This is a genomic window from Paenibacillus etheri (assembly GCF_001012825.1).
In the GTDB taxonomy this organism is placed as follows: domain Bacteria; phylum Bacillota; class Bacilli; order Paenibacillales; family Paenibacillaceae; genus Paenibacillus_AQ; species Paenibacillus_AQ etheri.
This window is the reverse complement of the sequence record NZ_LCZJ02000030.1, coordinates 1-20,854: the sequence shown is the minus strand read 5'-3', so window position 1 is coordinate 20,854 and position 20,854 is coordinate 1. Positions and strand designations below refer to the sequence as shown.

The window sequence follows — 20,854 nt, the reverse complement described above, 5'->3', positions numbered from 1 at the left end:
TGAATGCCGATGCGTGAATACGGAGACGTTCCTAAGCTTTCCATTATCATCTGTACCTACAACAGAGCACCTTTATTGATCAAGACGCTTCAGTCACTTTTAAAGCTGGATCACTTAGAGCAAGCGGAGATCATTGTTGTGGATAACTGTTCCAAGGATGATACAGAAGCTTGCGTCAAAAAGTTTATAGCAAAGCATGTAGCTGATATGGATATCCGCTACATGATGGAACCTATGCAGGGGCTTTCAGCGGCTAGAAATACAGGAATTCTAGCTTCCAAATCGCCGCTGATTGCCTTTCTGGATGATGATGCGATACCTTGCCAGCGATGGATAACAACGATTGTCAGTACTTTCGAGAGTAAACCGGAGGTCATGGCTATGGGAGGCAAAATCGCTCCTATATTCGAAAGTAAACGTCCGGAATGGTTGATTAAACCCTTTGAGCTTCCGTACACCATTGTTGATTTAGGTAGCCGGATTAAGGAATATCCCAAGCAATTTCATCCTTGTGGGGCCAATATGGCGATGCGGAAGCTCGTATTCGACATCAGTCTTTTTCCCCTGGATCTGGGAAGAAAGGGTGATTCTCTACTCTCCGGTGAAGAGACCTGGTTATTCGGACAGATTCAAAAAGAAGGGCATTCCATCCTCTATCATCCGGAAATGGCGGTTGACCATTTCGTTCCGGCAGCCCGTTTGACGGAAGACTGGATTATGAGGCGCTATTATAGCCAAGGTATCTCTAACGCTATGAAAAGCGAAGGGCTAAAAGGCAAGCTAATTCTAGTGGGAAAGACAGCCGCTAAGCTCGTGTATATCCTGGCTGATTCTATTCTCTCAAGGAGCAAAGGAAGAAGGCTTTTGAACAAATGCAGGCTGGAGAGTATTCGTGGAACGCTTCATATGATTCTGGGTCGGGAGAGGCATTCCGCAGCGGGGTGAGGGATTAACATGACTAATTTTGAGTGGGGCTCCAAATTAAATGTTTTGCCATACGGAATGCTCTATCTCATGTCGGCCCTGTTCTTTGGAACGGCGGTCATCTACCAGCCGATGATAGCGATAGCTGCCGTGCTTTTGATTATTTTGCTGGGAATCTCGATTTCACGGCCTGAACTGATCAGTTATTTCGTTCTAATCACGACGGCAATATCGATTAACTTTTTATATGATGGCAGCATGTTCGGAATGGAAATATTGTCACTTTATAAATTGGTTATCGTGATGTTGCTTGTTCCTTGTATTCTGGTCAATGGTTTGCGGTTTCGTCTGAGTCACCCCTTGTGGGCAATGGTGGCGCTGCTGGTGATTACCTTTGGATCTTCGATTTGGCTGCCGGAAATGACCTCATCCATTGCAGTTAAAGCTTTTATCGGTCTATCGATTCCATTCGTATTTTTATTAATCAACTGGAAAAAGAATGTAGCCGAGCTGCAAATCAAAATTATCTGTATGCTGCCCCTTGTTAGTGTAGTGGTTGGTTTGTTGCTGCAGCTTGCGCATGTTCATAATTTTCTCAACATCGAGTATACAGGCGCTGTACGGATTCAGGGGGCTAACATTCCTGCACATCTAGCGATGCTGGCCTTTATGGGAGTAGCGATTCCATTTATAGAGGTGAAGCGGAATCCGCAGCAAGCACGCTTTTTCTATATCATGTTAGTTCTAAATTTCTTTATCTTGATTGGAACAGGAACAAGAGGGCCTATATTGGCACTTGGACTTACCGTTCTCTATTACTTCTATGATATTCTTCGTCAATATTTGAAGGGCAGAACCTATCTGCTAATTCCGTTGTTGGGTGCATTTTTTCTAATTGTAGTCGCTGTCTTCTGGCAGCTCGATAATTTTGAGAAACGTTCCTTTGAGAGACAAACGGATACGGCTGTTGATTTATCAGGAAGGTCCGAGGCATGGGAGTATTTCTTAAATAAGGCTGCGGACTCTCCTTGGTCTGGTAGAGGACTTGGTGCAGTTACGGTAGCAAATGATGGAACGTTGTACAAAGGTTTTGTGGTTCCGCACAACGAGTATATCCGCTTTTACTTCGATGGGGGATATATTGGCGCTATTTTGTTGATGTTCTCTTTATTGGCTGTATTTATTCTGGTGTACAGAGCATTGGCTCCGCCGATCAAACCTTATTATCTGTTATTTATTGCAGCGTTTTTAATTTACTCTTTCTCCGATAACACGCTGTCGACGGTCCAATTTATTATTCCGTTCTGTTGGTACCTGAACTGCCTGTATCGTTCTTCACAGCCAACCGATTCCCCACAAAAAGAAGTGATACGATGAATCAAGTGAATATGTTCGATGTCAATTTTGATAACTATGATTTTATGGATTTGCTTGATTACATTGATAAAACCATTCAGGAGAGGAATCAGTCTTATATCCTCACTTGCAATGTAGATCATGTGATCAAGCTACGTAAGGATAAAGAATTTCAAACGGTATATTCGCAGGCAGGCGCAGTTGTTGCTGACGGAATGCCACTGATCTGGGCATCCAAAATGCTAGGTAAGCCGCTTAAGCAGAAGGTATCCGGCGCGGATCTATTTAATCGATTGGGCAACGCCTTTGAGCAAAGGAAGTACCGGCTGTTCTTCTTAGGCTCAGCTGAAGGCGTGGCGGAACGGGCAGCGATGAATTTGAAAACAGCACATCCCGGAATAAATGTGGTTGGCTGTTATTCTCCATCCTATGGATTCGAGCACAATGAGGAGGAGAATGAACGCATTATAGAGATGCTGACAGAGTGCCGGCCAGATATCGTGTTTGTTGGTGTAGGAGCGCCTAAGCAGGAAAAATGGATTTATCGCCACTATACCTCTTATCAAGCTCCGATATCGATCGGAGTGGGAGCGACCTTTGATTTTCTGTCAGGCTCAGTGAAACGAGCGCCTAGCTTCATGCAAAAAACAGGGTTCGAATGGTTCTGGCGGCTTAGCCAGGAGCCGGGCCGGCTCTGGAAAAGATATCTTGTGGATGATGCACAATTTCTACTTTTATTACTTAAGGAACTGCGTAAGCGGGATAAGGTGAAGGAAGGAGGCTTGGAATGAGTGTATTTACGCCCCCATCACTTAGGTTCATTAAGACAGCTGGATTAATAGGGGGGACTGCTGCTGTAGGTGTCTCTCTTCCGCTGATCATTGGCTTCTCCAGTGCGATGCTGAGTTCATCGAACAGTCTGCAGGGAGCCATTCTCTCAGCCATCCTATTCCCAGCTTTCTTGTTAGCCATACTTAGACCGAAAATGCTGGTTGCTTATACCTTGCTAATCTGGGCAGTAGCTCCAGAGCTACGCCGCATTGCTGACTGGTCAGAAGGAGTGTATCACTCTGTATCCTTGCTGAGTTTAGCCCCCTTGTTAACCGGTGTAACCTTGATTATTCCGCTGCTGAAGGAGATTCACAATATTCAAAAATCCTCCACGCGGATCATGTTAATGTTCGCAGTAGCGCTAGGTTATGGTGCTTTAATCGGTTTGGCTAAGAATGGCATGGGCTCAGTTTATGACTTAGCGAGTTATATTGTGCCACTGCTGTTATTGCCGTACTTTGCCGTCACAAAGTTCAAGCCAAAGGATATCGACCGACTGCTTACCGCTTTTGCCAATATTGCTGTCCTGGTTGCCATTTACGGGATTATTCAGTATTTAACGGTGCCACCTTGGGATGTGTTCTGGATGAAACATGCGGACATGATGTCCATCGGAAATCCATATCCATTGGAAATTCGAGTGTTCTCTACGCTGAATTCGCCCGGACCGGCTGCAACATTCTTAGCGTTTGCTTTAGTTCCGATGATACTGGAGAAAAAATGGCGGGGAACATTGCGCTGGATCGGCGTTCTGCTAGTTGTAATCTGCCTGCTGACTACTTTAGTACGCGCGGCATGGCTGATACTTCTGGTGATGCTGCTCATGTACATTGGAACCTCTCCTTCTAAGGGAAAGTGGAAAACCTTGATCCAATTAGTTTTTGTGGCTGCTGCGTTATTCTGGGTTGTGCCGAAATTGCCTGGCGCCGAAGGACTGGTTGCTCGGGTAGAGACACTATCTTCTGTTCAGGAAGATCACTCTTATAATGAACGGCTAAGCTTATGGCAAAACATGCTGCCGATGGTCGCCGCCAATCCAGTAGGTCAGGGAATTGGGAGTGTAGGCCAAGGGACTAAGCTTGGTAATGACGGCGAGCTTGGAGAGTACGGAATTATGGATAACGGAGTTATCGCCTTACTGCTTACCTTTGGTGTTCTGGGTGCTGTTTTCTTCTTCGGAGCTTTAGGCGCAGTTGTCAAACAGATATTCGCTAGAGTAATCAGCAGGGACCAATTGCAGCCCTACGCCCGACTTGCGTTAGCTACTTGGACCGGTGCGATTGTCAGTCTAGTTTCAGATAATGGGTTTCCCGGACTTAAGGGATATTTAATCTGGATGCTGATTGGCCTTGGCCTCAGCGCAAGGGAGATTACTCAAAGTAGAAGGAAGGGAACACCGTATGCAGCAGTTGAATGCAAAATCTCTCCCCACTAGAACAATCTGGTCATCCTTTAGACTGTTCGCCAAGAGTAAGGACAACAGCTCGGCAGCCGTAAAAACTATGTTTGTCAGTGTCATGATCCTATTGATTAACATGTTAACGGGTGTACTGACCGCCCGTTATCTTGGACCGACAGGCCGTGGGGAACAGACGGCAATGATTAACTGGTCACAGTTTCTGGCGTTTAGCATGAGCTTTGGCATTCCTTCAGCTCTGATCTATAACGCTAAGAAAAACCCGGATGATGCCGGAGTGCTTTATCGTATGGCATTGCTGCTCGGTGTCATTTTTGGGGTCATAGCGATGATTATAGGTATCGTAGTCTTGCCTTATTGGCTGAAGTCCTTCAGTCCGGAGGTCGTGACCTTTGCTCAGTGGTCTATGATTCTGTGTCCGATTATAGCGATCTCTCAAATTAACAATGCAGCTTTTCAATTCAGAGGAGAATACAAGAGATTTAATTGGATTCGCTATCTAGTGCCATTGCTTACACTGACGATGATCGGGATATTGATCGCGCTGGATCAGATGAATCCTTTTACAACTGCAGTTGCCTATCTCCTTCCGGGGGCGCCGCTGTTTATCGGAATGACGATTTCCTTGCTTCGCACCTATAAGGTGAAGATGAGAGGGGCCTTTCAGAATTTAAAAAGATTGTTCACTTACGGCCTAGGTTCCTACGGCAATGACTTGCTTGGCAATTTTTCTACCTATATCGATCAGATCGTAATCGCCGGTTTGTTAAGACCTGCTGATTTGGGACTGTATGTAGTGGCTGTGAGTCTATCGCGAATGGTTAATTTTTTCTCAAGCTCGATTACGATCGTGTTGTTTCCTAAGGCTTCTGAGCTGTCAAAAGAACAGGCAGTTGAGTTAACATTCAAAGCCTTTCGAATAAGTACGACCTTCACCATGCTTGGCGGAGTAGTCCTGATGCTCTTAGCCCCTTTAGTAATTCCATTGATGTACGGCAAAGACTTCAATGCAGCATTAACCGTGTTTCGCTTGTTGCTCCTTGAAGTGACCATTAGCGGAGGGACGATCATTCTGGCACAGGCCTTTATGGCGCTAGGCAAGCCGAAAATTGTTTCGATGCTTCAAGGTTTTGGCTTACTCTTGGTTATCCCAATGTTGTTCCTGCTCATCCCTAAATTTGGCTTACTCGGAGCAGGGATAGCGATGTTGTCATCAGCAATCCTGCGATTTTTCTTCATTGTTCTCAATATAAAGTACACCTTAAAAGTTAAACTTCCGCGGCTGCTCATTACCCGGGAGGACATTCAGTGGATGAAGACGACGATGAATTCTTACATTCGCAAGAAACCTATGGATATGAATGGATAATGCGAAAGACAAAGGAGGAAACCTTCATGGATTCAGTAAAAAGCGTGGTAGGCGGCCAAGGCAATTATCCCATATCGGCTGTCATCATCGCTCAGGATGACGAAGTTCGAATATCTAAGGCCATACAATCCTGCAGGTTATTCGCCGACGAGGTGGTTGTGATTGACGGAGGCAGCAAAGACGGGACAGCTCAGCTTTCTGAAAGCTTGAATTGTCGAGTATACGTCAACCCTTGGCCCGGATATGCGAAACAGAGGGAGTTCGGAGTAGAACGCGCGGTTCATGATTGGGTCTTCCTTATTGATACTGACGAAGTGGTCAGCGACGAGTTGGCCGCAAGTATTCTTGAACTGAAGCCGGGGCTTATGGATCAATCGGTTGCCTATTCTATCTACCGGATCGGCGACTTTATGGGCAGATGGCTGGATCGTGGCGAATATCTAGTGCGCCTATACAACCGCAAAGCATATGGAATTCGAAATAGCTTGGTGCACGAGATGCCCGAGGTCTCTGAAGAGCGAACCATACGTTTGACAGGAACCCTCTGGCATTATGGTTACCGCAGTATTAATGATCATGTGGCACGCTTCAATAAGTACACTGACTTGGAAGCTGAAAGTGCGTATGCCAAGGGCAAACGATTTCGGGTTAGTCATCTGCTGTTAAGGCCACCAGCCCGTTTCCTGCAAAAGTATTTCTTACACGGGTTGTTCAAGAAGGGAATGTCAGGTTTCGGTGTATCCGTATTCTGGGTCATGTATGAATTCATGGTCGGCTTCAAGCATTACGAATTAATTAGATCGGGAAAGCTGACTCAGCACAATGCGAAGACGAGTCAGACCGAGAAGGAGAATAAAGGAGAGAGAAGCTATGCCGTACAGTGACGGATTGAACATTATGACGACTGGCCTTAGCTGGCCGTCGCTACAGCCGGGTGGGCTTAACACGTATTTCAAATCCGTTTGCGAGCAACTCTCCTCACGTAATCGGGTGCATGCGCTGATTTGCAGTCAAGAGACGCCTGCTACCCCTGAGGAATTGATTATTCACAATGCCGGAGATCCAAAAGATGGGATCTGGAAACGTAAGGATGCATTCCAGCGTAAAGCGGCCGATCTGATGGGAGAGGGCAGTGGCCGTATAGATATTTTATACACTCACTTTGCTCCTTATGGTATTGGTCCAGCCCTGGAAGCAAAGAAACGCGGGATTCCTGTAGTGATGACTTTTCATGGCCCATGGAATGAAGAAATGAAAATCGAAGGCCAAGGTATTAAGCACCGGGTCAAAACAACCATCGCCAAATCCATTGAACATAGAGCCTATAAGCTAGCGGATAAGTTCATCGTGCTTAGTGAGACGTTCCGGGACATTCTCCATAAGCTGCACGGAGTGCCTCTACACAAAATTATAGTGATTCCAGGAGCAGCTAATGTGGAACGTTTTATTCCCGCTACGAATCGATTGGCGATTCGCCGAGGCTTAAATTTACCTGAGGGAGCAACAACCGTGCTGACTGTCCGGCGGTTGGTCAACCGGATGGGACTACTACAGCTGCTTGAAGCCTGGAAGCAAGTTGCGGAGCGTTTCCCGAATGCAATTCTGCTGATTGGTGGTAAAGGGCCGTTGCGAGGAGAACTGGAAGAAAAGATCGCCGACTATGGCTTAAGCAACAAGGTAAGACTGCTAGGCTACATTCCCGATCATGAACTAGCCTCTTATTATCAGGCAGCGGACATGTTCGTGGTTCCCTCACAGGCATTGGAGGGCTTTGGTTTGATTACCGTTGAAGCCTTATCTTCAGGATTGCCAGTGATGGCTACACCGATTGGCGGCAATAAGGAAATTTTGCAAGGCTTCCGGCCGGAATTGCTATTTAAGAGTTCAAGTAGTGACCACATGGCCGAAGGCATGATCCATATGCTTAGCAATCGAAAGCTGCTTCCGAGCCGGGATGAATGTAGAGAGCATGTACTGGAGAGATATACCTGGGAGCATGTTACGGATCAAGTAGAATCCGTGTTCCTGCAAGCCTTAGGAGAGGAGGTGACCACGTAATGCTTAGAGTGGCCTATATAGATCACACTGCTAAATGGAGTGGTGGAGAAGTTGCCCTGTTTAATATCCTTACCCATATTGGAGAACAGATTGATCCACTGGTAATCCTGGCTGAGGATGGTGCGCTGGCTGAACGGCTGCGTGAAAAAGGGATGGATGTCCGTATTATTCCGCTGGATGAGAGCATCAGAAGTCGGGGTAGAAATGCAGTCAACTTGGGAGCACCTGCTGCAGCCTTCAAGCTGTTGGCTTATGGCCGGAAGCTTGCGCCGCTTTTAAAAGCGGAGAAGGTAGATTGCGTGCACACCAATTCCCTGAAATCTGCATTATACGGAGCAATCGCTGCTAAAATAGCGGGTGTTCCATTGATATGGCACATCCGGGATCATATTGGAGCCCCTTATTTAAAGCCTATTGTTGCCAAAGGTATTCGTTTGCTGTCGCGCCTGCTCCCCAATGGAGTCATCGCGAATTCACATTCTACGCTGAATGCTTTGGAGCTGCCGCGTTCGAAAAAAACGCTGGTCGTATACTCCGCTTTCGCTAAAGCGATTGGTAATGGGATCGGCATGCGGGACCAGAAAGATTTTAACGTATTGCTAGTTGGTCGATTGGCGCATTGGAAAGGTCAGCATATTGTGCTGGAAGCCGCAAAAAGCTTTAAGAACGAACCTCGTGTGAAGTTCTGGCTGGCCGGAGACGCTCTGTTTGGAGAAGAGGCTTATAAGCAGGAATTGCTTCAAAAGATAAAAAACGACGAGCTTACTAATGTAAGCATGCTAGGGCATGTGGATGATATTCAAGGCCTTATGAATACTGCTGATTTACTGATTCACACTTCGGTAACTCCTGAGCCTTTTGGCCAAGTTATCGTTGAAGGAATGGCAGCGGGATTACCGGTGATCGCCTCCAATGAAGGCGGGCCGGTAGAAATTGTAGTTCAAGGTGAGACAGGATTACTGATAGAGCCTGGTGACGCGGCGATACTGGCAGACTCCATTAAATGGATGCTGGATCACCCAGAGGAAAGACGGCGGATGGCGGACAATGGGATGAAACGAGTGAAAGAGCATTTTGTTATCGAGAATACGGTCAAGGACATCGTTGACTACTATAAAGGTTTGTTGGCGGGCACCTGACAGATGATATGACGCGGTAATTCTGAAGATGATGCTCCATAAAACTTTGAGGATGATTCACATGAAAATTGCGATAGCGCACGATTACTTAATCCAAATGGGCGGCGCGGAAAGAGTGGTGGAAGTCTTTCATCACATGTATCCCGAGGCTCCAATCTACACAACGGTTTTTAACGGAAGCCGCCTTACTGACAATCTCAAAGATGCGGATATCCGTGCCTCCTGGCTGCAAAAGATTCCGGGGGTAAAGACCAATTTTAAAGGGGTGCTGCCACTTTATCCAATGGCCATCCGTGATTTGGACTTTCGCGGTTTCGATATCGTCCTGAGTTCCAGCAGTGCTTTTATGAAAAGTATTCAAGTTCCTAAACATACGTTTCATCTTTGTTACTGCCATACGCCTATGCGCTTCGCATGGGATTATGACACCTACATGGAACGTCAGTCGAATTCCGGGTTGTTCAAGAAAATGCTTAAGGTATACATGCAGCAGCTCAAAACGTGGGACCAGCGGACTTCTAAAAATGTGAATCAGTTCGTAGCCAATTCTTCAGTAGTGAAGACGAGGATTCAGAATTACTATCACCGGGATGCAGATGTCATATTTCCACCGATTAATACAGCCCGGTTTACAAGCTCTTCAACCATTGGTGACTATTATTTAATTGTATCTCGGCTTGTTTCCTACAAGCGGATTGATCTGGCAGTAGAGGCTTTTAACCGTAACGGTCTTAAGCTTTATATCGTAGGGGATGGACCAGATCGCAAGCGTCTCGAAGGCATGGCAAAGGATAATGTATCGTTTCTGGGCCGGTTAGAAGATGAGCAAGTGACTGGAATGATGGCACAGTGTAGAGCGTTTATTTTTCCAGGAGAAGAGGACTTTGGAATTACACCGCTGGAAGCGAACGCTGCAGGAAGACCGGTAATTGCTTATCAAGCAGGTGGGGCACTGGATACTATTATTCCTTATGTAAATGGTGTGTTCTTTCAGCATCAAGAAGTGGAGGATCTACTAAAGGCTATTTACGAGGTAGAGTCCTATGCTTGGGATATCGATCAAATTATGGAGCATGCACGTAAATTCGATGAGCAGGCGTTTATGGTTAAGTTCAAGCAGTATGTTGAGCAGGCCTACGTCAATTTTCTAAAAGGAGGATGATTATATGAAGCTGACAGTAATCGGTACTGGGTATGTGGGTCTTGTATCTGGCGTATGCTTTGCACTGAGCGGACATCATGTCATCTGTGTGGATAAGGACGAGGAAAAGATTAAGAAGCTGAAACAGATGGAATCGCCCATCTATGAGCCGGGAATTGAGGAACTGATTGAACTGAATCTTCGTGAGGAACGGTTATCTTTTTCTGCGGATCTGCAGGATTCGGTGCGGCATTCAGATATTATCATTCTTGCTGTAGGTACGCCATCGCTGCCTAATGGTGAAGCAGACTTAACCTACATTGAGGGTGCAGCTGCTGAAATCGCTAAAGCGATGGAAGGGCACAAAATTATAATGACTAAATCTACAGTTCCCGTAGGGACAAATGAGAAAATCTCCAAAATTCTCGCTAAGTTTACCCATCATTCTTTTGATATCGTGTCTGCTCCCGAGTTTTTACGTGAAGGGTCAGCGATTCGCGATACCCTCCATCCCGACAGAATTGTCATTGGTCTTGATAATCCAGAGCTGGAACCAACCATGCGCGAGCTTCATAAGGGTTTCACAGAAAATGTATTTGTAACGGATATCCGCAGTGCAGAAATGATCAAATATGCTTCGAATGCATTTTTGGCCACGAAGATCTCCTTTATTAACGAGATCGCCAATATTTGTGAAAAAGTGGGAGCTGATGTAACCGAGGTAGCACAAGGAATGGGTATGGACCAAAGAATCGGGTCATCCTTCCTGCAGGCTGGTATCGGTTATGGAGGCTCCTGTTTCCCGAAAGACACTAATGCGCTCATTCAAATTGCGGGCAACGTCGATTATGAATTCAAATTATTGAAATCTGTAGTCGAAGTGAACAAGGGACAACGGTTTATGATCATCTCCAAGCTGCATGAATCACTTGGCAGCCTGCGCGGTTCGACGATTGGGATATGGGGGCTTGCCTTTAAGCCTAATACTGATGATGTCCGCGAAGCTCCCGCCAGAGAGATTGTTGAGGCACTGGTGGCTGAGGGGGCAACAGTCAAACTATATGATCCAATTGCAGCTACAAATTTCAGGCAGCAATATGATCATCCGCAGCTTCGCTGGTGCAATCTGCCAGAGGAAGCGGCTGAGGGCAGCGATGCCGTATGCCTCTTGACCGATTGGAGCCTACTCAAGGACATTGATCTGCATCAGCTGGCGAAAAGCATGCGTAATGGGGTGCTGATCGATGGACGTAACGTGTATTCCAAGGAGCAAATCGAGGGTACCGGCCTCGTTTATCATTCTGTGGGCCGCCCGCAGATGGGTGGACTGAGCGGTTATTCTGCTAGTGTGGCTGGAGCGGTTTAATCTATATATATTGAACTTGTGATTTTTCTATTTAGGGATGAGCCGTGACTCCAGAGAATGTTTGGACTTCCGGCCGCTGTTGTCTGCAGATTTCCTGATTTTAACCGCTAATAGCGGTAGAAATCCGCAGACAAAGGCGGACGCTATCGCTCCTCCAGTTCCAAAATTCTCCTCCGCCACTTCGTTCCCTTATCTTTATATAGTTAGTGTACTCTGATTGTTTATCGCAGTAGCAGTAGCAGTAGCAGTAGCAGTAGCAGTAGCAGTAGCAGTAGCACTTATAGTTGTCATCGTCTTTGTCTCCGTGGTGGCAACTAGTCTTGCTCTTGTAGTTGCAGTTGTTCTTGCAGTTGCTGCTGCCTCCCCCGGAGCAGAAGCGAATCTTTAGAAAAACGTGCTCGCTTCCGGCTGGGACAGCACGGTGCGCATGGATCATTGTTAAAAAGTAGTTGGTTAGGTTAAGAACGGAAAGGGAACTTGGAACTGTAGAAACGGAGTGTTCGCCCGAAAGATTTCCGTAGGAAAGCTAGCTTCGAAAGCATATGCTATCCTCGGATTTCTACCGCGAGAAGCGGTTCAATCAGGAAATCTGAGGATAACAGCGATCGGAAGTCCAAAATCCCTTGGAGTGGTTCATACCTAACAAAGTTTTTAAATGCATCCATTCCAACGATCACCAAACGGAAGACATACGTTTTGATATCAATTCAAGGAGGGTTCATTCTATGAAAATGGTACTTCTATCAGGCGGTTCAGGTAAACGGTTATGGCCGTTGTCCAACGACTCACGTTCAAAGCAATTTCTAAAGGTACTTGAAAGCCCTCAAGGTGAACCAGAATCCATGGTACAACGTGTCTGGAGACAGCTGGAGGAAGCGGGGATGGCAGAATCATCTTATCTGGCCACCGGCCGCGGCCAAGTAGAAATGATACAAAGCCAACTGGGAAGTCATGTGCCGATTATCGTTGAACCGGAGCGTCGGGATACTTTTCCGGCCATCGCCTTAACAGCTACCTATCTTTATTCTGTTGCAGGTGTTTCTCCAGCGGAGACGATAGCGATTTTGCCTGTTGATCCTTATGTAGAAGCATCCTTTTTCGATACCATAGCTATGCTTGAGGGAACCATGCTGGAAAGCGGAGCAAATCTGGCACTAATGGGTGTTGTTCCTGAACATGCCTCAGAGAAATACGGATATATCATTCCTACCACTGAAGAGGCGGGGGGAAATGGTTTTATGAAGGTGAGTCACTTTCAAGAGAAGCCGGACCGCATACAAGCAGAACAGCTCATCGAGCAAAATGCATTGTGGAATTGCGGAGTGTTTGCCTTCCGCTTAGGGTACTTATTAGATATTTTGCAGCGTAAAGGGTTGCCTTTAGGATATGAAGAATTGCAGAAGCAGTATAAGCTATTGTCTTCCATCAGCTTTGATTATGAAGTGGTGGAGAAAGAAGAACATATTGTGGTGCAGCCGTATGATGGATTCTGGAAGGATCTTGGAACGTGGAATACGCTGACAGAGGAAATGAGCAGCAAGCATGTAGGAAAAGGTTTTGTGACGGCGGATTCTGAAGGAACTTGCTTGATTAATGAGCTGGATATTCCGATTACGGTAATTGGTGCGAAGGATCTGATCATCGCGGCTAGCCCGGATGGAATTCTGGTTACCCATAAAGCGGAGAGCCCACGGATTAAAGAAGTGCTGAAGACCTTTGAACAGAGACCGATGTACGAGGAACGCCGCTGGGGCCATTACAAAGTTATTGATTATGTGAAATATGATGAGGGCAATGAAGTGCTGACCAAACGGATTTTTATATCCGAGGGGAATAATATCAGCTATCAATTACATCGCAAGCGTAGTGAAATTTGGACAATCGTCAGCGGCGAAGCAAGTATTGTGCTGAATGAGAAAAAACATAATGTGAAGGCTGGGGACGTAGTACGTATCCCGGAAGGAACGAAACACGCGATCCTTGCTTTGACGGATGTTGAGTTTATAGAGGTACAGACGGGTTCTGAATTAGTAGAAGAAGATAACATTCGTATTACTTTAGACTGGAATGATATAGAACTACAACAATTCATTTCATAGGTCTAACCTATCTATTTAACCAATCCGAAATTTCTTGAAACAGGTAAAATGACTCAATTATCTAGAAAAGTCATAAAAACACTAAATATATCATTAATTGTCGTCGATACTTACGGAAAGAGAGATTATTTCTCTTAAATTGAAAAGGCAAACCTATCGAAAGGTAGGGACGCAAAGCTATAGGGCCTTCGAAAGAGTGGCAGCCTGGCTACCGAAAGGGAGATTATTTTGAAAGCTTACCGTACGTATCGATTGCTTGGCGCATTTTTGTCACTCGTCCTGTTTCTGACTGCACTTCCGCTTACTGTTGGAATTTCGCCGTCTGTTGTCATAGCTGCTTCAAATTCTGGAACGCCAGTTACCCCAGATGCCTCACCTGAAGCCGTAAAGCTGCTTAACTATTTTTACTCGATTTCAGGAAAAGGTATTATTGCTGGTCAACATGACTATTTAGAAAGTCCAGATGAAATTAACAATATGCTGAAGGGAACAAGCGGACAGTACGCAGCTCTTCACGGTTATGAACTGGGCGCGATCAGCGGTCAGTCCGAAGGAACGATGGCCTGGCAGCGTCAAAATGTGGTGAACAGCGCCATCAACTGGAATAAAGCGGGCGGGATCGTAGCTATGACTTTTCATGCTAACCTGCCGGGCACCTCTTATGACTGGGATAATGTGAAAAAAACACTTAGTCAGAGTGAGTTCGATAGTTACGTTACACCGGGTACCAAGCAATATAACAGTCTGATCGCTGAACTTGATAAGGTGGCAGTCTCCCTAAAAAGCTTGCGCGATGCCAACGTTCCGGTACTTTGGAGACCCTATCATGAAATGAACGGGAACTGGTTCTGGTGGGGGAAGAAAAATAACTTTTCTAAACTTTGGAATATTATGTATGACCGTTTTGTTAACGTTCATAAATTAAATAATTTGTTATGGGTATGGAGTCCGAATGCTCCGAATGTTTGGTCAGATCCTTATGCGTTAACTTATCCAGGAGCAGATAAAGTAGATATTCTGGCAGCAGATATATACGAAAATGATTACCAGCAAAAATACTATGACAGCTTGTTGAGTCTGGCCGCAGGCAAACCGATTGCAATCGGGGAGAATGGTGAAATGCCTAATCTGGAGAATCTTCAGCAATCGCAAAGTAAATGGACGTATATGATGAGCTGGGGAAAAATGCTTTACGAGAATAACAGTGCAGATGCAATCAAAACTTTTATGAATAGCAACTATACCCTGACTAGAGATAAATTAAATACTGATCTGACACCCACACCTAGCGCTGCACCCGCGCCGGCCCCCCCCGAAGAAGATGGTGGGGCAGCCATTCCTCTCGCGAAGGGGCTTGCAGGAGAATATTACAACAACATGCAGCTATCGGGAGCAGCAGCTCTTACTAGAAATGATGCAATTATCGATTTCAATTGGCGGCAAGGATCGCCGGATGCCGCCCTCGGGATTGATCGTTTCTCCATACGTTGGAGCGGTAAAATTAAGCCATTATATGATGAGCAATATACATTTTACACTACCTCAGATGATGGCATCCGTGTCTGGGTGAATGGCGAATCCGTGATTGATAGTTGGACTAAGCAAAGTGGTACTGAGCGTAAGGGCAATATAACGCTGAAGGCTGGCCAGCTATACGATATCAAGGTGGAGTATTACGAGAATGAAGGCGATGCGAGAGTCCGCTTGATGTGGGAAAGTGCTAGTCAAGCTAAAGAGACAGTTCCAGCAAGTTCACTTTTTCTTCCGGATGTCTCCTGATTGATGAAAATTAAAGGTCGATCCTTAGTGGCTCTGCGTTATTGCAGAGCTACTAAGCTATAGTCCTCATTAGGTCAGAAGACGATTGTCCGATAACAGGTCTGTTCATTTATTACCTGTGGAGGCAGTACAGCTACCGAAAGGAGGATTTATTTGCGTAAATATTATAAGCAAAACAGATTGTTGTTTACTATATTACCGGTGTTTATTATTTTTTCCTTGCTGCCTTGGGGAGAGGTTAAGAGTCTTCCGAAGGCTATGAGTGTTTCTTCCTCTCTTCCTCCGGCTATACCAAGCAATCCATCAGCTTCTGAAGAAGCCAAGCAGCTGCTGAGTAATTTAATGAATCTACGTGGCAAAGGAATCCTGTCTGGCCAGCATGATTATCTAGAAAGTCCAGATGAACTGGTTCATAAGCTGAAGAATACATCGGGACAAAATGCCGTTCTTCATGGTTATGAATTGGGGGCAATTAATAATCAACCCGAAGGGACGATCGCAGAACAGCGGCAAGCAGTGATAGACAGTGCAATTGAGTGGCATCAAGAGGGTGGCATTGTAGCCGTGACATTCCATCAGAGTTTGCCGGGAACATCTCCAGAATGGTCCAATGTAAACAGAAGTCTCAGTCAAGAGAAGTTTAATGCTTATGTTACGCCTGGGACAGCTCAGTATAAGAGTCTAATTTCTGATCTAGACGAGATCGCTGGCTATTTGGGACAACTGCGTGATGCCGGAGTTCCAGTCTTATGGCGGCCTTACCATGAAATGAACGGCGGTTGGTTTTGGTGGGGGAAAAAGGACAATTTTTCAGCGCTTTGGAATATTGTCTATGATCGTTTTGTAAACACACACAAGCTGAATAATCTACTGTGGGTGTGGAATCCGAATGCGCCGAATGAATGGGCAGATCCTTATGCTGCATATTATCCCGGTGCGGATAAACTCGATGTTCTGGCTGCGGATATCTACAATAACGATTATAAGCAGTCCTACTATGAGGATCTGCTCGCACTTGCTGAAGGTAAACCTATCGGAATCGGGGAGAGCGGACAGCTGCCGAACCCGGATGTATTAACTGAGAAACAAAATAAATGGGTCTATATGATGACCTGGGGAAAATTACTGACAGAAAATAATACGCTACAGTCAATTAAAAGCTTTATGAATGACTCGTTTATAGTATCCAGAGAGGATTACGTTCTCACAACAGGAGGCCCTTCGATGGCACCGGTAACCCCGGTAACTCCAACGGGTTTAACTGGAGAATACTATAACAATACCGATTTAGAGGGAGAAGCGGTACTTATCCGCGATGACCGTAAGATTGATTTTAATTGGCATGGTGCGTCACCTGCATCAGAGATAAATGAAGATCACTTTTCTGTACGCTGGAAAGGGAAGCTCAAACCCAAATTCAGTGAAAAATATATGATTTCGGCATCCTCTGATGATGGAGTCCGTGTCTGGATTGACGGAAAGCTGATCATCGACAATTGGAAAAATCAAAGTGCAACCCTTCATAAAGGAAGTATCTCGCTCACAGCTGGAACGCTTTATGATATCCAAATTGAATATTATGAGAATGAAGGAGATGCCAATCTTCGTTTGCTATGGGAGAGTTCCAGCCAGAAGCAGCAGGTGATTCCACAAGGGGCATTGTTCCTTCCTTAATCTAATGAAATGATAGGGTAAGACATTCCGGAAGAAAGAGAGGACCTATGGATGGGAATAACGAGGAGAATATCTAATAGAAAAAATAAGATATCTGCAAACAAACCATTACTGTTGTTACTAAAATTCGCCGCATTAACCGTCTTGTTTCTGTTGTCTGTCTCTGTTTTCGGAACGAATAGGACGAACGATTATAAGGTAGGTGCCAATATACCGAGACTATCTGCAGGAACTGATGCTGCAGCAGAAATACCGGATGGTACTGTGATCTGGAATCTGGGACAACATGATGGCTCAGCAGCTGAATTCGCTGCGAGTGGCACTTCTGGCAGCAAGAAGGAATTTAATGTTCCTTCTTCAGCGCTCAAATCATCGGCTCTTCAGAGCTTGCCTGCAGGCTTGAATGGAAAGACCCAGCCGGAATTAACGATCACCTATCAGCTAAATAAGATCCCGGAGAATGGGGTCTTATTTAGCGTAGGAATTCTGGATGCTTATAAATCCGTGCCGCAAATGAGTGTGTTTTCCAATCATCAATTGTCGGGGATCATTCAAATTGCAGGCGTATCGGGCACAGAAAGTGAATATAGCTTTCAAAAGTCCTATGAATTATACATTCCCAAGGAGCAATTGAAGCTGGGAACGAACGAATTGAAGCTGCAAACGGTTCGCTGTTTATATTGCAGTGACAAAGAAGACGAATATTCCTGGTGGACATGGGATAATCTCCGTTTAGAATCTCTTAACGCTCCAATTTCCGAGCCTATTCATGGCAGCTACACACTGACCGGAACAGTAGTGAATAATAAGCAGTTTTATTTTGATGAAGGTGCAGTTACGCACTTGCCTTATGTTATCAAATGGCTAGGTATGGCTTATAGCGGCAATGTGATGCGAACCAGCTGTGCCAGTGATGTTGGGCGGTCCTGCTCGGATATGATGGAATATTACAAGGTGTTGCAGGATTACAACATGCAGGCGGTTGCTCTGTATTTGCATACTGGTGATATTAAGCTTAAGGCAGACGGATCGTTGCCCGCAGATGCAGAGAAAAAGCTGACGGATTATTTTGAGCAATATAGCCCCTATTTTCAATATTATGAGGTAGATAATGAGCCAGGATTATTCAATCGTTCTAAGGCAGTTAACCTGGCGATCGCGGACTGGCTAAATAAAAAGGGTAAGCAAATCGCGCCCCATTTACAAACTGTTGCTCCGGGCTGGGCGTATTGGCCGAGCTACAGTGAGGATTCCTGCGGTAATCAGAAGGGTACTGGGAAGGAATGCGGAGATCCGGATGGCTGGGAACGTGATCCAGAGCAACGTATGGAGCTGGAGAAGGTTACGGATTTGACCAATGGACATTCCTACGGCGACTCTTATATTTTTAGTAATGGAGGAAGCTTTACTGAGAATTTGAAGACCTTCACTGGCGCAGACAATGGACTCGGCAAAAAAATGCTGACCACTGAATTTGGTACCTCGGACAGTCATTTGGATGCCTATCAATACGGGGCAACGGAGCGGACAGCGGCTGTATTCGATCGGATCATGCGTGCGCATATCGGTTATGCGGATATGTTTGTGCAGCATGCTGCTTTTTTTAAGGATTTCAGTTTATTCAAATACGGGTTTAATTTAGAAGAGCATGATCCGGCAACCACAGAGATTTACTATACAAAAGAGAACGAGGATTCACGTGTCAGCATTATGAGAAGGCTCAGTCTTGCTTATGCTACGCATGGAGCTCCATTAACTTACCGAGTTGCAAACAAAGATGTGTTAGCCGATAAGCTGGTTTATGTTCGGGCCGTGGATACTTCTACATTGAAGTCTCTTGCGGGAAGCGGAGCGACCTCAAATAAGGTGCTGGTTAATTTCGTTAACTTTGAGTCTACTCCACAAACTGTGAGTGTAAATGTGACTATGCCGAAAAACGGTGTGTATGAAGGGGAACGTTTTGGAAACGGGGATACGTATGAAAAAGCAAGAAGTTATGTAACAGGTAAAAAGGCTACTCCCACGTTAACCTTTACGGAGACACTTGCTCCAGGAGAGGCTGTGCAGTATATTTTGCAGCCTTCCTCTGAAGTAAAGCCGTCGGCCCCTAAAGGATTCAAAGCCGCAGCAACAAAAGGTTTAGCTGTAAAATTAAATTGGTTGGAGGCACCAGGAGCAAGCTACGAGTTACTTAGAGCTGATGGTAGCGGTGGGGAAATGAAAGTGATCGCTACTGATGTGAAGCTTACAGAATACACGGATCATAATTTACATGAAGGAACTTTATATACCTATGCAGTGAGGGTATCAGGTTCAAAACTGCTGTCCGATAAAGTTCAGATTACAGCCACTGGACTGGTTCCTCTGGATCGTACTAAATGGAAGGTATCCTCAAATGTGAATACGGTGGCGTCAGCTCCGAGTCTTGCTATTGATGGGGATCGGCGTACGCGCTGGGACACTGGAAAACATCAGGTTTCTGGGGAGTATTTCCAGATTGATCTGAATGGAGTACATGAAATTGAAAGTATAGAGTTGGACAGTACGTTATCACCTTTTGATTATCCAAGAGACTACGTAGTTTATATTTCTGACGATGCTCAAAACTGGAACAAACTCACGTCTGGAAAAGGCACGAAAGAGCTTACTAAGATATCCTTTTCTAAAGTGAAGACGAGGTATATCAAAATTGTGCAGAATGGAGCTGGCGGGAATTATTGGTCCATTCAAGAGCTGCAGGTGTATTCCAGAGAATAAGGGTATCATTTGAATTTATATAATCGTTTATAGCCCATACTAAATAACCTCTCCGGGAATTTTCCTGAAGAGGTTATTTGTGTTCAAATATAAGAAAGTAGAAGTATTGCACCTATCTTTTATTACGTATGAAATGGAGATTAGATTACTGTGAGATAGATCTACAATGGGATAGGGAATTCTTCCCTATAAATTTTGTGTTTTAGGGATGAACAGGTGGAATATAGGGAATTTCTCCCTGTATTCCAGCGGATATCGCCGTTTTTTAGAAAATCCTTCGTATTATAGGGAGAAATGAAGCTAGAATTAAAAGTGGACACCTCGTTAAGAGATTAAGATAATGAAGATATCTAAGGAGGTGTTCACATGGGTGAACAGCGGCAACGGTATGACGAAGAATTTAAGAGAAACACTGTTAAATATTTGCAAGAGCAGACAAAGTCGGTGGAGGATATCTCGTTAGAGTTGAACATTCCAGCAAAGACTTTGCATGGGTGGAAGGCTAAATATCGCGACTTCAAAAATGAACCTATTGTTACCTTGGAACGATTCCGAGAGATGGAACAGCTGCTTAGAGAAAAAGAACATGAGATTCAGATGAAAGATAAAAGGATTGCAGACGTTGAGGAAGAACTCACAATCGTAAAAAAAGCAGTGCACATCTTCAGCAAACCAAGGAACTAAGATTCCAGTTTATTGAGGATCATCGCTCCGAGTTCAACTTGGAGAAGATGTGCAAGGTTATGGAAGTTTCACGGAGCGGCTACTATAAGTGGAAAACCTCTATGCCAAGCAAGCAAGAGTTGCGCAAGCGTGAGTTAATGGGGCGAATTACGTATCACTATTACGATAACAATCGACGCTATGGTGCCCCTAAGATCACAAAAAAATTGCGCCATGAGGGCTACAAGGTCACCGAGAGAACCGTTGGCTTGTATATGAAG

The 20,854-nt window shown here is 45.2% G+C and carries 17 protein-coding genes and 1 riboswitch; all 17 genes read left to right on the top strand.

Annotation, left to right across the window (positions count from 1 at the left end; genetic code table 11):
* Nucleotides 1-9: 9 nt before the first annotated feature.
* On the top strand, nt 10-945 hold the full coding sequence (locus UQ64_RS18835) for a glycosyltransferase (protein ID WP_060625074.1): 936 nt from the start codon (nt 10-12) through the stop codon (nt 943-945).
* A 9-nt stretch (nt 946-954) separates the two neighbouring features.
* Nucleotides 955-2,301, top strand: coding sequence for an O-antigen ligase family protein (locus UQ64_RS18830; RefSeq protein WP_060625073.1), 1,347 nt, complete (start codon nt 955-957; stop codon nt 2,299-2,301).
* Nucleotides 2,298-3,071 (top strand): WecB/TagA/CpsF family glycosyltransferase, encoded by a 774-nt coding sequence (locus UQ64_RS18825; RefSeq protein ID WP_060625072.1) that lies wholly within the window; start codon nt 2,298-2,300, stop codon nt 3,069-3,071. Before UQ64_RS18830 ends, UQ64_RS18825 begins: the two co-directional genes overlap by 4 nt.
* Nucleotides 3,068-4,546, top strand: a complete 1,479-nt coding sequence (locus UQ64_RS18820; RefSeq protein WP_060625071.1) for an O-antigen ligase family protein — start codon at nt 3,068-3,070, stop codon at nt 4,544-4,546. Before UQ64_RS18825 ends, UQ64_RS18820 begins: the two co-directional genes overlap by 4 nt.
* A complete protein-coding gene (locus UQ64_RS18815; protein WP_060625070.1) occupies nt 4,512-5,897 on the top strand; it encodes an oligosaccharide flippase family protein in 1,386 nt (461 codons plus the stop codon). The genes UQ64_RS18820 and UQ64_RS18815 overlap by 35 nt, the downstream gene beginning before the upstream one ends.
* Nucleotides 5,898-5,923: 26 nt before the next feature.
* Nucleotides 5,924-6,781: a glycosyltransferase family 2 protein gene (locus tag UQ64_RS18810; RefSeq protein WP_060625166.1), complete on the top strand. Its 858-nt coding sequence runs from the start codon at nt 5,924-5,926 to the stop codon at nt 6,779-6,781.
* Complete coding sequence (locus tag UQ64_RS18805; RefSeq protein WP_060625069.1) at nt 6,768-7,955, top strand: glycosyltransferase family 4 protein; 1,188 nt, start codon at nt 6,768-6,770, stop codon at nt 7,953-7,955. The genes UQ64_RS18810 and UQ64_RS18805 overlap by 14 nt, the downstream gene beginning before the upstream one ends.
* Nucleotides 7,955-9,094, top strand: a complete 1,140-nt coding sequence (locus UQ64_RS18800) for a glycosyltransferase family 4 protein (protein ID WP_036676593.1) — start codon at nt 7,955-7,957, stop codon at nt 9,092-9,094. Before UQ64_RS18805 ends, UQ64_RS18800 begins: the two co-directional genes overlap by 1 nt.
* A 61-nt stretch (nt 9,095-9,155) precedes the next feature.
* Nucleotides 9,156-10,256 (top strand): glycosyltransferase, encoded by a 1,101-nt coding sequence (locus UQ64_RS18795; RefSeq protein ID WP_036676592.1) that lies wholly within the window; start codon nt 9,156-9,158, stop codon nt 10,254-10,256.
* Nucleotides 10,257-10,260: 4 nt separating this feature from the next.
* Nucleotides 10,261-11,601 (top strand): UDP-glucose dehydrogenase family protein, encoded by a 1,341-nt coding sequence (locus UQ64_RS18790; protein WP_060625068.1) that lies wholly within the window; start codon nt 10,261-10,263, stop codon nt 11,599-11,601.
* A 217-nt stretch (nt 11,602-11,818) separates the two neighbouring features.
* Nucleotides 11,819-11,989: a hypothetical protein gene (locus UQ64_RS30955; protein ID WP_156417614.1), complete on the top strand. Its 171-nt coding sequence runs from the start codon at nt 11,819-11,821 to the stop codon at nt 11,987-11,989.
* Nucleotides 11,990-12,326: 337 nt separating this feature from the next.
* Complete coding sequence (locus UQ64_RS18785; protein ID WP_060625067.1) at nt 12,327-13,700, top strand: sugar phosphate nucleotidyltransferase; 1,374 nt, start codon at nt 12,327-12,329, stop codon at nt 13,698-13,700.
* Between the two features lie 136 nt (nt 13,701-13,836).
* Nucleotides 13,837-13,916: riboswitch (cyclic di-GMP riboswitch) on the top strand.
* Nucleotides 13,917-13,928: 12 nt separating this feature from the next.
* On the top strand, nt 13,929-15,479 hold the full coding sequence (locus tag UQ64_RS18780; RefSeq protein WP_060625066.1) for a glycosyl hydrolase: 1,551 nt from the start codon (nt 13,929-13,931) through the stop codon (nt 15,477-15,479).
* 153 nt (nt 15,480-15,632) lie between these two features.
* Entirely contained in the window at nt 15,633-17,153 is a 1,521-nt protein-coding gene (locus tag UQ64_RS18775; protein WP_060625065.1) for a glycosyl hydrolase, read from the top strand.
* A 51-nt stretch (nt 17,154-17,204) separates the two neighbouring features.
* Nucleotides 17,205-19,910: a discoidin domain-containing protein gene (locus UQ64_RS18770; protein WP_082651203.1), complete on the top strand. Its 2,706-nt coding sequence runs from the start codon at nt 17,205-17,207 to the stop codon at nt 19,908-19,910.
* 366 nt (nt 19,911-20,276) lie between these two features.
* Nucleotides 20,277-20,594, top strand: a complete 318-nt coding sequence (locus UQ64_RS18765) for a transposase (protein ID WP_060625064.1) — start codon at nt 20,277-20,279, stop codon at nt 20,592-20,594.
* Nucleotides 20,595-20,653: 59 nt separating this feature from the next.
* Nucleotides 20,654-20,854 (top strand): IS3 family transposase (locus UQ64_RS18760; protein ID WP_167348499.1); only part of this gene is annotated, 201 nt, incomplete at its 3' end.